Below are 13,405 nucleotides of genomic sequence, written 5' to 3'. Positions count from 1 at the left end.
ACGTCGTCTCAGCCGGGCCGGTAGACGCGGTTCGCTTCGGGGTCGTCGGCGTCGAAGGGCAGGGCGTCCAGCTCGTCCCAGACCTCTGCCGGGATCTTCGTGGCGGCCCAGTCGAGCGTCTGCTGCACGCGCTCCGGCTTCGACACGCCGATGAGCGTCGAGGTGATCCGCGGATCGCGCAGAGAGAAGCCCAGGGCGGCGGCGCCCGGTGCGATGCCGTGGTTTGCGCAGATCGCCTCGATGGCACGGACCGGCTGAAGCGCCTCGTCCGTCGCCTCCTGGTAGGTGATCTGCGGCATCTCGGCCGCGCCCTTGGCCAGCACGCCACCGGCGAAGGGGGCGGCGTTCAGGATCGCGATGTCATTGTCGTAGGCATAGTCGAACATCTGCGCGGCCGCCCGGTTGAGCAGGGTGAACCGGTTGTGCGAGATCAGCGCGTCGAAGGGCCGGTCGCGCAGCATCGGGAACATGATGTCGATGCGCCCCATGGCAAGACCCACGGCCTGCGCGATGCCCTCTTCCTTCAGCTTGAACAGTTCGTCCAGCGCGCCGCCTTCCCGGGTGATCTCATTCAGGTCGCGCGCGTGCTCCGGGTCGTGCAGGTGCAACAGCGGGATGGTGTCGAGGTTCAGCGCCTTCAGGCTTTCCTCCACCGACTGGCGGACGCGGGCGGCGTCGAAGCGCCTCGTCTCCATGTCGCGGTCCAGCTTGGTGGACAGGACGAACCCTTCGGGCAGACCGCCGCGTTCCTTGATGACCTTGCCGATCCGCTCCTCGGAGCGGCCAAAGCCGTAGTTGCGCGAGGTGTCGAGGACGTTGACCTCCGAATCGAAGATGGCGTTGATGGTGTCGCGCGCGCGGTCCTCGGAGACGGAATAGCCGTAGGTGTCGGGCATATCGCCAAGCGCGCTGGCGCCGAAGCACACCTCGGTCACTTCGAGGTCGGTGCGGCCCAGTTTGTATCGGGGCATGGACATGGTCAGGTCTCCAGTCGGTAGAAGCGTGTCGCGGTAGCGCCGAAAATCGCATGTTTTGCGGCGGCGTCCAGATGGTCGGTCAGGGTGTGGGCGAGGGCGTGCCAGTCTTCGTATTCGGCGCGCAGCCGCAGGACGGGCCAGTCGCTGCCCCACATCGTGCGCTCTGCGCCAAAGACGGAAAGCGCATGGTCCGTGTAGGGGCGCAAGGCCTCTGCCGACCAGTCGGTGTCGGCCTCCGTCACGAGGCCGGAGAGCTTAAGGAAGGCCTGCGTCTGCGCGAGGTTCGACATGCCTTCGCACCATTCGGCGTGGGCTTCGTGCGTATGGGCGCGGAGCTGCGGTTTCAGGCAATGGTCCAGCACCGCGCGCAGGTCCGGGTAGCGATCCAGCAGGCGGCGGAAGTTCGGCATGTGGCGCGGGAAGCCCAGGCAGTCGAACGTCAGGTCGAGGTCGACAAGCGCGGCGTAGGCCCATTGCACGTCGTCCCGCAACATCCAGTCGTCATCGGGCAGGTCCTGGATCATCGGGCGCACGCCCTTGAACTTCGGATGCTGCGCGAGTCGTTCGAGGGTGCGCGCCTGCGCGGGGTCCTCGAAGTCGATCCAGCCGACGACACCCGCCACATGCGGTGTCGCATCGGCGATGCCCAACAGGTACTCAGTCTCTTCCGTCGTGGGTGCGGCCTGCACGAGGACGGTCTGCGCGACACCGGTCTTCGCCAGACCGAGGGCGAGATCGGCGGGACCGTAGGGCCGGGACAGCACCGGATCGTCCTCCGGCATCCAGCCGTAGTCGCCGCGTGCGGGGTGCCAGAAGTGATGGTGGGCGTCGACGGTCACGGTCATCAGAACACGAGCCTCCTGTCGGTGCGCGGCACGCGGCGCAGCGTGGTCGCGTCGGGGTGGCCGGGGCGGGGCGGCAGGTCGATGCGCTGCGGCTGCCCGGTCTGCGCCGCCTCCTCGATGGCGCGCATGATGACCACGTCGGCGCGCCCTTCCGCCCCGTCGTTCTGCGGCGGCGTGCCCGTCTGGATGCAGTCGGAGAAATAGGCGATCATCGCGCCGAAGTCGTCGTTCTCCGCGGTGCGGACCTGTTCGAGGACCTCTTCATCGGCGTGCCGGGTCAGGTGCAGCTCGTGCTCGAACTTGTAGCCCGGGTCGGCAGTCAGCGTCCCCTTGGTCCCAAGCACCTGCATCATGTCGCGCGCGTCGGTGCCGAAGCTCGCCATGAACTGCGCCAGCCGGTCGCCGGGGAAGCGCAGGGTGACGGCGACCGTCTCGTGCGTTTCGGCAAAGCGCGGGTCGTTGTCGCCATGGCCGAACATCGCGGTAACCTCGACGGGTTCGGACTGAAAGACATGGCGCGCGGCGTTCAGGCAGTAGACGCCCAGGTCCTGCAAGGGCCCGCCCCAGTGCCCGCCCTTCAGGCGGTGGTTGCCCGCGTCGATCTGGAAGCCGAAGACGGAGGAGAAGAGCCGCGGCTCCCCGATCTCGCCACCTCTGATACGGTCCAGCATGTCGATGGTGCCGGGATCGTGGTGCAGGCGGTAGGCGGTCATCAGGTACGTGCCTGCCTCGGCGTGCGCCGTGATCATCGCGTCGCACTCGTCCACCGTGATCGCCAGCGGTTTCTCGACCAGCGCATGGCACCCGGCCCGCGCGGCGCGGATGGCAAAGTCGGCGTGGCTGCTGTTCGGCGTCGCGATATAGACGGCGTCCGCATGTCCCGACGCGAGATAGCCGTCCAGTTCGTCGTAAGAGATCACGTCGGGAATGCCGTGGAAATCGGCCAGTTCGCGGGCGCGCTCCGGATTGCCGGTGACAAGGGCCGTGACCCGTGAATTACCGGTCTGGTGCACGGCGGGCAGGAAGGCGATCTGGCTGATCCAGCCAGCGCCGATCACGGCGTAACGGGTCTCTGTCATGCTTGGTCCGGGTGTCTTTCAAAAGAAGAACGGTGGCGCGGAATGCGCGCCACCGCCTGTTGCTGCCTGTATCGTCTTATTCGACGCAGGTGTCGATGTTCTCGTTCGTGCAGACGTCGAGACCGGTGTAGGTCGGATCCTCGAGCGAGCCGCCTTCCTTCAGGTCCTTGAGCATCTGCATGGCGAGGTAGCCCATCTCGAACGGACGCTGACCGACCAGACCGTTGCCCAGACCGTCCTTGGTCTGCGCAACCTGCATCGGCAGGGTGTCCGCCACGACGATGGTCAGGTCGCCGGAGGCCATCTTGTCCTTGTAGGGCTCGGCCGCGCCGCGATAAGCGTTGTCGAACCACTGGGTGAAGGCGCCGGTCGACAGGAACGCGGTCAGGTCGGGGTTGGCCGCAAGGATGTCGGTCATGCCCTGCACGGCGACGTTGCCGTCGTCGTTGGTGATCAGCGGGCAGCCCGAGATCTCGGTCCAGCCGCCCTGGCCGTCCAGCATGCTGCCCGGCGCTTCGCCCATGTCCTCGCCGGCCAGCGTGTCACGCGCACCCTTCAGGCGCTCGTTGTGGTTGGCCGCCGCGGCACCGCCGGTCTGCAGGCAGATTGTGCCGCCGTCGGGATGACGTGCCTGAACCAGCTTGGCCAGTTCGACGCCGATGTCGTAGTTGTTGGTGCCGACGAAGGCCGCGCGCAGCCCCTTGTCGTCCTCCAAGAGGTCCGCGTCCCAAGTGATGACCGGGATGCCTGCGGCTTCGGCCTCCTGCAGGGTCTTGGCCATGGCGGGCGCGTTCGAGGGCGATACCGCGATGCCGTCCACACCCTTGGTGATGAGGTCCTGCACGATCTGGATCTGCTCCAGCTCGGTGTGTTCACCGGGCCCGATGTATTCGCAAGTCACACCCTCGATCTCTTCCTGAGCCTTGTAGCAGCCGTCGCGGGCGAGGTCGAAAAACGGGTTGTTCATCGCCTTGGGTACAAGGGCGAAGGTGTAGCCGCCGTGGCTTTCGGCAAAGGCCGGAGCCGCGAGTGCGCCCAGCAGGGCCGTGGCCGTCAGTAGTTTCTTCATGCGTATATCCTCCCTGATTTAGCATGAAAGTCCGGGGGTTATTTGCCCCCGCGATTGCGGATCTGTTCCAGAAGCACCGCGAGGATGAGGAACAGACCGACAAAGAACTGCTGCCACAGCGCGGGTATCCCGGCGAGCAGCAGAGAGTTCCGGATCAGTTCGACCAGCGCGGCCCCGATGGGCGCGCCAAGCGCATAAACCACGCCGCCCATCAGGTTCGCGCCGCCGATGACGGTGGCCGCGATGACGTTCAGTTCGTAGGTGACGCCCATCGCGTTGGTGGCCGAGCCGGTGTAGCCGATGAACATGAACGCTGCGATGCCGGTGCACATGGAGCACACCATGTAGACCGACACGATCACACGCTCGACCGGGATACCGGCCAGCTTCGCCGCGTGGGCGTTGCCGCCGATGGCGATGACCCAGCGGCCCCATTGTGTGAAGCGCCAGACCCACAGGAACAGCAGCGTCATGATGATGAGTACCCAGACGACATTCGGGACGCCCAGAATGTCGCCGCCGCCGATCCACTCGAAGATCTCCTGGTCGGGGCCGAATTCGTAGATCATCTTGTTGTTGGACACGACCATCGCGACGGATCGTGCCATAGCCAGCATCCCCAGCGTGACGACAAAGGGTGCAAGCCTCACGTATGCGATCAGCACGCCGTTGATGAAGCCCACTATGGCGGCAGTCAGCATGCAGGCAATGAAGCCGACCTCCACTCCCCAACCGGCCTGCAGCACCAGCGCGAGGTTGATGCCGCACAGCCCCAGCAACGAGCCGACCGACAGATCGATCCCGGCAGTACAGATAACCGCCGACATGCCCAGTGCCATGATCCCGAAGTAGGCCATGTTGCGGGTGATGTTGAACATGTTGCGTTCGGTCATGAAGGCGTCCGAGACAAAGCTCATGACCAGCGCGATGAACAGGATTGCGACAAAGACCCAGAAGGGCTGGGTGCGGATGATCGCGCCGATCCCCGTGACTTCCTGCCGGGACGTTATGCTGTCGTCGATCGCCGCGTGGTCGACAGGTTGCTGCGCCGTCTTGGCGTGTTCTTCGGTGGGGGTGGTGTCGGTCATGCTGCCTCGATCGCTCCGATGATGAGTCCGGTGACCTCTTCGGGGGTCGTGTCTGTGATGCGCTTGTCGGCCACCTTTGTGCCGCGGCGCAGGACGGCCACGCGGTCGCAGACATCGAAAACGTCCGGCATCCGGTGGCTGACGAGGATCACGGCGTGGCCGGTGTCCTTCAGTCGCTTGATGAGGGCCAGAACCTCTTTCACCTGCCGGACAGAGATCGCGGCGGTCGGTTCGTCCATCAGCACCAGCTTCGGGTCCGACAGCCGCGTGCGGGCGATGGCCACCGCCTGCCGCTGGCCGCCCGACATCTGCTTGACCAGGTCGCGGGGGCGGGTCTCGGACTTCAGCTCGCCGAAGAGTTCGCCCGCCTTGGCATACATGGCCTGGTAATCGAGCTTGCGGAAGGGCCAGACCCCGGTCGAGATTTCCCGCCCGAGGAACACGTTCGCCGCCGCCGTGAGGTTGTCGCAGAGCGCGAGGTCCTGGTAGACGATCTCGATCCCGTTTTCCCGGGCCTCGATCGGCCTTGTCATGTGCACGGGCTTGCCCTCGATCAGGATCTTGCCCGCCGTCGGAGAGAAGTTGCCGGCGATGATCTTCATCAGGGTCGACTTGCCGGCGCCGTTGTCGCCCATGAGACCCACGGCCTCGCCGGGCTGAATCGTCAGGTCGATCCCGTTCAGCGCATGGATGGCGCCGAAGCTTTTGGTGATGCCTTTCAATTCGATAAGGCTCATGTCGGTCTGGTCCTCCCTGTCCGCCCCGGCCTCTGACGTGCCGGGTGCGGGCTTTGTTTGTCGTCAGCGGCGTATGGCGCGCCGCCGTTTCAGAACAGGGAGGGAACGATCCGTTCGACGTGCGGAAAAGCGACAGCGGCGCTGTCGTTTCGTCCGTCTTCCTCCCTTCCAAGTGCCGCTGATTTTGCGCGGGTCTTCGTGCCGCTGCGGCTTTGGTATACCATCGTTGGCACGGCGGACCTGACCTGACAAGAAAATTCTTCGGGAAATGTTAGCGCTGGCCAGAGCGCCTATTGCCGGGGGCATCTGGGCAGACAGGCGCCCCGAGACACCCGCCCGCACTGACGGGCATTCACGGTCTGCCCCGAGGCGCGCCGGCCGTCAGGTCCGTGTCGCGCAAAGCGGTCCGGGCAGCGCCCGGCGCATGACGCTGATCGATTTCTCGAGTGCGGCCCTGGGAGAGAGCACCTGGTCCTGGTGAACGAGGGACAACCAGCCGTCGTAGTCGTTCAGGCACAACCGATACGCGAATCGTGCCCACCAGTCCGCGTCATGTCCGTAGCCGGGGGTGGCATAGCTCCACGCGCGGGCGTTGATGTCCGTCAGGCAGCCGGTGTCGATATACGAGGTCGTGGCCAGCACCGGCGGGTTGATCATGATGTCGGTGACATGGACCCGGTATAGCGCATCCCCCAGCGCATCGATGGAGCTGATCGGGTCGGCCCCCATCAACATCAATTGCGACGGGTCGAGGTTCGCGCCGATCTGCGGGCCGATAACCTCCCGGAGGTTCTGCAACGTATAGACGTTGTGCACACATTGCCCCGCATGCATCGTGATCGCGATCCTGGACACGCCGTTTTCCCGCGCCAGCGCCGCCATGCCCGTCCAGAAAGGATAGAGCACGTCCTCCCACTGGTAGCGCAGCGCCGCGGTGTTTTCGGCCGAGTTGGAGGAGGTGATCCAGTTCGGCGCGGTGTCGGCGGCATTGGCGGCGGGCAGGCCGGACGTGGTCACAACCATCCCCACCCCGAGCGCGCCTGCCAGCCGGATGGTATCGACCAACGCGTCGGCATGGTCGCGGGTGGACGGGTTGAGCGCATTGCCGGTCACGTTCAGCGCCGAGATCTCCAGTCCGCGGGCAGCGAATGCCCTGAGGTAGGCATCGCGCGCCCTCACATCCGACAGAAGCGTCGGCACGTCGGCATGCGGCGTCGCTGACCAGCCGCCGACGTTCACCTCCACCCCTGCCAGGCCAAGCGTGGCGCCGGTGTCCAGCATCTCTTCGAACGGCAGTTGATGCAGGCTGTCGGAAAGCGTTCCGAGTTTCATGGGCTGGTCCTTCGGTATCCAACTCCGAGGCTTAACGCGGCCAAGGTAAAGGAGAGCTTTCCCCTTGCGAAAAATCCTCCGCGGGCCAACACATCGAGAGGCAGTAGCAATCGTGCATCAATCTGGTCGGTAGCAGGTTGACCCGGGCCGCGACCGACCGCAGTATCCCGGCAGATCCCTGCGGCAAAGCGGGGACGACATGGGAGGAATTCGTAATGCTGACAAGACGCGGAGCGCTGCGCGCCGTCGTGGCCGGATCCGTTTCGGCCCTTGCCCTGACCGCCGGAGCGGCCCAGGCCGTGGAACTCGATCTGATGATCTCGGACGTGGACGGCAAGGCAGCCATCATCCAGGAGTTCGCGGAACGCTACCAGGAGCAGAACCCTGACGTTCAGATCACGCTCAACGCCGTGGGCTACAACGTGATCCGCGAGCAGCTTCCGATCCAGCTCGAGGCGGGCACCGGGCCGGACCTGTCGTTTGTCACCAACCTTGGCGGCATGCACCCCTATTACGTCGACCTGACCCCGCACGTCGATGCCGAGGCATGGGAAGCCGCCTATGGCGCGGTCCTGCCGTGGTACCGTGCGGGCACCGAGGGCGGCATCTACGGCTTCCACACCGAGATGACGGTGACCGGTCCCTACGTGAACCTCACCATGTTCGAGGAAGCGGGCGTGGACCTGCCGGAACCGGGCGCGACCTGGGAAGAGTGGGCAGAAGCCACGCAGGCGGTCATGGACGAGACGGGCTCCTACGCCGGGATGGTGATGGACCGCTCCGGCCACCGCTCCGCCGGGCCGGCCATGTCCTACGGTGCCAAGTACTTCGACAACGAAGGCAACCTGATCGTCGACGAAGGCTTCAGGACCTTCGCGCAGATGATGCTCGACTGGCATGAAAGCGGCCTGATGCCCGCCGACATCTGGCCCGCCGCATCGGGCGCCAAGTACACCAACGGCAACGAGCTGTTCTTCAACCAGGAAGTGCCGTTCTACATGTCCGGGTCGTGGAACACCTCGAACGTGCAGGACAACGTGGGCGACGCCTTCGACTGGAAGGTGGTTCCCGTTCCCTGCGGTCCCGAGGGCTGCGGCGTGATGCCGGGCGGCGCGGGTCTCGTGGCCTTCAAGTCCGGCGATGCGGAGAAGGAAGCCGCCGCGGCCGCCTTCGTCGGCTGGATGGGCGAAGAGGAACAGGCGCGCGAGTGGTACGCCCGCACCTTCGCGATCCCGGCGCACGCCGGGCTTCAGAAGGAAGGCCTGGATTACGAAGGCGCCGGCGCGACCGAAGCGGTGGCCGAAGCGCTCAAGACCTTCACCGATATGGCCGCTGCCGCCGCCGAAGAGACGCCGCAGGCCTACGACCTCCAAGGCTCGCAGTTCGGCTTCGTCATGTACAACGCGACCGTGCAGTACCTCTCGGCCGCGATGAACGGCGAACTGACGCTGGACGAGGCGATGGAGAAGATTTCCGAGGAACTGGAAACCAACGCCCGCTGACGGATGCGCACGGGGCGGCCTACGGTCCGCCCCGTCACGCCGCAGCCCCCTTGGAACGGGAGAGACCATGACACCGGCCGGACTGGCGATGACCATCCTCGGGCTTGCCTGGGTCGTGGGGGGCGCGGCGTGGCTTCTGAGCCACCGCAGCTACACCCTCCGGCAGGTGCCCCGCTTCTTCGCCGATCTGCTGGGGTTCCCGGTGGAGCTGTCGCAAAGCCTGTTCGGACGGATCGGCGTGCCTTACGCACTGCTTCTGCCAAACATGCTGATCTTCGGCTTCTTCACCTTCCTGCCGATGATCCTGAACGTCTATGTCTCGATGACAGGCGGATCGTCCATCGCGCTCTTCGACCGGCCCTTCGTGGGGCTGGAGAAGTACCGGGACATCTTCGACTGCGCGAACATCTTCATTCCCAAGACCTGCAGCAACGCCGGTTACAACTTCTGGACCGGCATGTTCAACACGCTCTGGTTCGTGGTCATCCAGGTGCCCGTGATGGTCGTCGTGGCGCTGCTGACCGCGCTGGTGGTCAACCGCAACATCCGGGGCAGGGGGTTTTGGCGGGCGATGTTCTTCTACCCGGTGATGCTGTCGCCGGTGGTCATCGCCAACATCTGGAACTGGGTCCTGCACCGCAAGGGGGCCCTGAACGCCGCGATCGGCGGCACGCAGGACACGCTCTCGACACTCGCCGGGCTGTCGGGCTTCGACATCGCGGCGACTGTCGTCTTCGGCATCGTGCTGATGGTGGTCTCCGAGCGCACATTGCGCGGCGAGGGCGGTCTCTCCACCGCTTGGGCGGGCGTCTTCTGCGGGGTCTTCGCACTCCTGACCGCATGGGCACAGCCGCTGTCCATGGTGGGTCTGCCCGGCAGCGGCTGGCTGGGGCTGGCGCTGGCGGCGCTGCTCCTGTGGCTGGTGGCCAGCGAACGGGCCATCGCCCGCGCGGCGGTGATCGGCTTCGGCATCGCCGCCGTCCTCATGCTGCTGTCGATCCAGTTCGACGCGGTCTTCGACTTCGGGCGCTACCGCCCGGTGAACTGGTTGGTGACACCCAACACAGGCTGGCCCTTCTTCTGGCTGGTCTTCGTCTTCTGCTGGTCGCACATGGGCTTCTACATGCTGATCCTGCTGGCCGGCCTTCAGGCGATCCCAGCCGACCTCTACGAGGCCGCCAAGATGGACGCCACGAAACCCTTCCGTGCATTCCGCCGCATCACCCTTCCGCTGGTCATGCCGACCCTGACCGTCGTCCTTGTGCTTTCGCTCATCCGCTCCTTCCAGATCTTCGACGAGGTCTACCTGCTGACCGGCGGCGGCCCCGGGCGCGAAACCTTCATGGTCGTGCAGAACATCTACGAGGTCGCCTTCTCCTCGAACCACCCCGATTACGGACAGGCGGCCGCCGGATCGATCCTCATGGCGGTCGTCATCGCCGTCTTCACCTTCTTCCAGCTCTGGCTGACGCGGAGGCAATCGGACCTGTGACACACACGCCACCCACCCACAGACAGGCGCCCGCCCTTCGCCTTGGCCAAAATACCTCCGCCGGAGGCATCCGTCCCCACCACCCGCACCACGGGCGGAGACCCGCATGAGCGTCTCCGCCTTCCTTTCCCGCACCTCCGGCAACCGCGAGACCGCCGAACGCATCGGCATCCAGGACGTGCTGGCCTACGGCTACCTCGTTCTGGGCGTGCTGGTCATCCTGGTGCCGGTACTCTGGACGCTGTTCTCCTCCATCAAGCCCGAAACCGCCGTCGACAGCTTCGATACCCGCATCCTGCCGATGAGCCAGGTGATGCAGGAGATCGACGGCGTGGGCGAGAAACCCGTCTGGATCTGGACGGCGGAGGACGGCACGGAGGCGCTGGTCTTCAAGGCGGGGCCGACGCGCAAGATCACGGAGGTGGCGCGGCTCGACGCCCCCGATGACGTCTTCGAGGTGCCGCGCGAACAGCTGCGCGAGAAGGAGGAAATGCGGGTCGCGCTAGAGAACTACCTCGACCCGATCCTGAAGCGGAACGGGCAGGAGACCTTCAACTTCTTCACCTATCTCGCCAACTCCGTCTTCGTCACGGTGGCGGCGACGCTGATCACGCTGCTGATCAACGCCATGGCCGCATTCGCCCTGTCGAAGTACCGCTTTCCCGGGCGGCTGACCTTTACGATCCTGATCGTCGCCACGCTCCTGATCCCGGCCTCGATCATCCTCGTTTCGCTGTTCTTCGTGGTCTGGTCGTTCGGCATCTTCGGCTCGCTCTGGGGCGTGATCATTCCCGCCGCCGCCACGCCTACGGGGGTGTTCCTGCTCAGGCAGTACATGCTGACCATTCCCGACGAACTGCTGGAGGCCGCGCGCATGGATGCGGCGTCGGAATGGCGGATCTTCTGGCGGATCGTGCTGCCGCTTTCTCTGCCCGCGCTCAGCGTGCTGGCCATCCTCAGCGTGATCTGGCGCTGGAACGACTTCCTCTGGCCGTTGATCGTTCTGATCTCCGACCCGACGAAACACACGCTGCAACTGGGCCTCACCCAGTTCGCCGGAGAGTTCAACTCCGACTTCCACTACATCCTTGCCATGACCGTGGTGACGCTGATCCCGATCACGCTGGTCTTCGTCTGGCTGCAGCGGTTCATCACCACCGGCATCGCCACGACCGGGCTGAAATGACAGGTTCGACATGACCGACACGACCCACGCGCTGGAGCTGAACCAGATCCGCAAGAGCTTTGGCCCCGTCGACGTGATCCACGGCATCGACCTCGCCATCGAGGACGGCGAGTTCGTGGTCTTCGTCGGTCCCTCCGGCTGCGGGAAGTCGACACTGCTGCGGCTGATCGCCGGGCTGGACGATCCGACCTCGGGCGACATCGTGCTGAAAGGCAAGCGGGTGAACGGCATCCCCGCATCCGAGCGCGGCCTCAGCATGGTGTTCCAGAGCTACGCGCTATACCCGCACATGTCGGTCCGCCAGAACCTGTCCTTCGGGCTGGAGAACATGCGCATGCCGCGCGAGGAGATCACGCAGCGCGTGGATGCCGCCGCGAAGATGCTGCAGATCGATCACCTGCTGTCGCGCCGTCCGGGCCAACTGTCCGGCGGCCAGCGCCAACGTGTGGCCATCGGACGCGCCATCGTGCGCGAGCCGGTGATCTTCCTGTTCGACGAGCCGCTCTCGAACCTCGACGCAGAGCTGCGGCTGCAGATGCGGGTGGAGATCAGCGACCTGCACGCCAAGCTGGGCAACACGATGATCTACGTGACCCACGACCAGATCGAGGCAATGACCATGGCCGACCGGATCGTCGTCCTGCGCGGCGGCCGGATCGAACAGGTGGGCCGGCCGCTTGACCTCTACAACACCCCGGCGAACCGCTTCGTCGCAGGTTTCATCGGCGCTCCGCAGATGAACTTTCTGAACGGGGTTCTGGAAGGCGGTGTGCTGAAGCTGGACTGCGGGATGGTCCGCGACGTGCCCTGTGCCCACGCAGGCAAGGTCACGCTGGGCATCCGGCCCGAACGGATCGGCGTCTCGCTCGACGGGCACGGGGACGAGGTCATTACGGTCGAGAACTACGAACAGCTCGGCGCCGTGACCTACATCTACGGGGCCTTCGCGAACGGCGAACGCCTGACCGTGCAGCACGCCCACCAGATCCCGCTGAAGCGCGGGCAACAGATCGGCGTGACATTCCCCACCGAAGCGTTCCATCTGTTCGGGGAAGACGAAAAGACACTGGAGATGACACGGTGAAATGCGCACTGATCGGCCTTGGCATGGTCTCGAAGACCTACGGCGACGCGATTGCCAAATGCGAGACGGTGGACCTGTCGCTGGTCTACGCGCGCAGCCCTGACGCGCGCGAGGCATTCCTTTCCGACTGGCCGCAACTGAACGCCCGCGCGGCGTCGAACGTGGACGAGATCGCCGCCTCCGACGTTGACTTCGTGATCCTGACGACGCCCCCCAACGCGCGCTCCGAGATCGTCGAGACGCTGGCTGCGGCGGGCAAGCCGATCCTGATGGAGAAACCGGTGGAGCGCACGCTGGACGCCGCCACCGCTCTGGTCGAACGGTGCGAGGCGGCGGGCGTGCCGCTGGGGATCATGCTCCAGCACCGCGCCCGTCCTGTCGTCGCCGACCTGCGCGCGGTGATCGGTGACCTGGGACCCCTGCGCATGGCCGAGGTCAACGTGCCGTGGTGGCGTCCGCAGGCCTATTACGATGAGCCGGGCCGGGGCACCTATGCGCGTGACGGTGGGGGGGTGATGATCTCTCAGGCGATCCACACCATGGACCTGATGTTGTCGCTGACCGGCCCGGTGGCCGAGGTGTCAGCAATGTCCGCCACGACCGGGTTCCACGACATGGAATCCGAGGACTTCGTCTGCGCCGGGCTGCGCTTTGCCAACGGCGCGGTCGGGCAACTGTTCGCGACGACCGCCAGCTTCCCGGGGAGGGGAGAGACCGTCACCCTGCATTTCGCCGAAGGCTCCGCGCACCTCGAAGCCGGGCAATTGAAGATCGACCGCCGCGACGGTACGTCCGAGGTGCTGGGACAGGCTGCGACCTCGGGCGCGGGGGCGGACCCCATGGCCTTCACCTCCGACTGGCACCGCTTCGTGATCGAGGACTTCGCGTATTCTCTGACCGACAAGCGTCCGCCGCTTGTCCCGGGGCGCGACGCGCTGGAGGTGCACCGCCTGATCGCGGCACTCGAAAAGGCCGGGCGCACCGGCACGACCGTTTCCCTGAAGGATATCTGAC

At 65.4% G+C, this 13,405-nt stretch carries 12 protein-coding genes; 5 read left to right on the top strand and 7 right to left on the bottom strand.

What is annotated here, in order from left to right:
• Nucleotides 1-8: 8 nt before the first annotated feature.
• The 7 genes from CDO87_RS05490 to CDO87_RS05460 all read right to left on the bottom strand — a co-directional run bounded on the left by CDO87_RS05490 (nt 9) and on the right by CDO87_RS05460 (nt 7,127).
• A complete protein-coding gene (locus CDO87_RS05490) occupies nt 9-977 on the bottom strand; it encodes an aldo/keto reductase (protein ID WP_100927841.1) in 969 nt (322 codons plus the stop codon).
• 2 nt (nt 978-979) lie between these two features.
• Entirely contained in the window at nt 980-1,822 is an 843-nt protein-coding gene (locus CDO87_RS05485; protein WP_100927840.1) for an amidohydrolase, read from the bottom strand.
• On the bottom strand, nt 1,822-2,901 hold the full coding sequence (locus CDO87_RS05480) for a Gfo/Idh/MocA family protein (RefSeq protein WP_100927839.1): 1,080 nt from the start codon (nt 2,899-2,901) through the stop codon (nt 1,822-1,824). The genes CDO87_RS05485 and CDO87_RS05480 overlap by 1 nt, the downstream gene beginning before the upstream one ends.
• Nucleotides 2,902-2,977: 76 nt before the next feature.
• A complete protein-coding gene (locus CDO87_RS05475) occupies nt 2,978-3,970 on the bottom strand; it encodes a sugar-binding protein (RefSeq protein WP_100927838.1) in 993 nt (330 codons plus the stop codon).
• A 38-nt stretch (nt 3,971-4,008) separates the two neighbouring features.
• Nucleotides 4,009-5,058 (bottom strand): ABC transporter permease, encoded by a 1,050-nt coding sequence (locus CDO87_RS05470; protein WP_100927837.1) that lies wholly within the window; start codon nt 5,056-5,058, stop codon nt 4,009-4,011.
• Nucleotides 5,055-5,795, bottom strand: coding sequence for an ATP-binding cassette domain-containing protein (locus CDO87_RS05465; RefSeq protein ID WP_100927836.1), 741 nt, complete (start codon nt 5,793-5,795; stop codon nt 5,055-5,057). Before CDO87_RS05465 ends, CDO87_RS05470 begins: the two co-directional genes overlap by 4 nt.
• 381 nt (nt 5,796-6,176) lie before the next feature.
• Nucleotides 6,177-7,127, bottom strand: coding sequence for a sugar phosphate isomerase/epimerase (locus CDO87_RS05460; RefSeq protein ID WP_100927835.1), 951 nt, complete (start codon nt 7,125-7,127; stop codon nt 6,177-6,179).
• Nucleotides 7,128-7,342: 215 nt separating this feature from the next.
• On the opposite strand from CDO87_RS05460, the gene CDO87_RS05455 reads away from it, so the two are divergent.
• The 5 genes from CDO87_RS05455 to CDO87_RS05435 all read left to right on the top strand — a co-directional run bounded on the left by CDO87_RS05455 (nt 7,343) and on the right by CDO87_RS05435 (nt 13,404).
• Nucleotides 7,343-8,629 (top strand): ABC transporter substrate-binding protein, encoded by a 1,287-nt coding sequence (locus CDO87_RS05455; protein WP_100927834.1) that lies wholly within the window; start codon nt 7,343-7,345, stop codon nt 8,627-8,629.
• Between the two features lie 67 nt (nt 8,630-8,696).
• Complete coding sequence (locus CDO87_RS26975) at nt 8,697-10,121, top strand: carbohydrate ABC transporter permease (RefSeq protein ID WP_254698345.1); 1,425 nt, start codon at nt 8,697-8,699, stop codon at nt 10,119-10,121.
• Between the two features lie 106 nt (nt 10,122-10,227).
• The gene (locus CDO87_RS05445) at nt 10,228-11,307 is read left to right on the top strand and encodes a carbohydrate ABC transporter permease (protein WP_100927833.1); all 1,080 of its coding nucleotides are present in this window, start codon (nt 10,228-10,230) and stop codon (nt 11,305-11,307) included.
• A gap of 10 nt (nt 11,308-11,317) precedes the next feature.
• A complete protein-coding gene (locus CDO87_RS05440; RefSeq protein WP_100927832.1) occupies nt 11,318-12,391 on the top strand; it encodes an ABC transporter ATP-binding protein in 1,074 nt (357 codons plus the stop codon).
• Complete coding sequence (locus CDO87_RS05435; protein WP_100927831.1) at nt 12,388-13,404, top strand: Gfo/Idh/MocA family protein; 1,017 nt, start codon at nt 12,388-12,390, stop codon at nt 13,402-13,404. Before CDO87_RS05440 ends, CDO87_RS05435 begins: the two co-directional genes overlap by 4 nt.
• Nucleotide 13,405 lies beyond the last annotated feature (1 nt).

The sequence above is a fragment of the Sagittula sp. P11 genome (assembly GCF_002814095.1).
Lineage (GTDB): Bacteria > Pseudomonadota > Alphaproteobacteria > Rhodobacterales > Rhodobacteraceae > Sagittula.
This window is presented reverse-complemented; position numbering and strand designations above follow the sequence as displayed.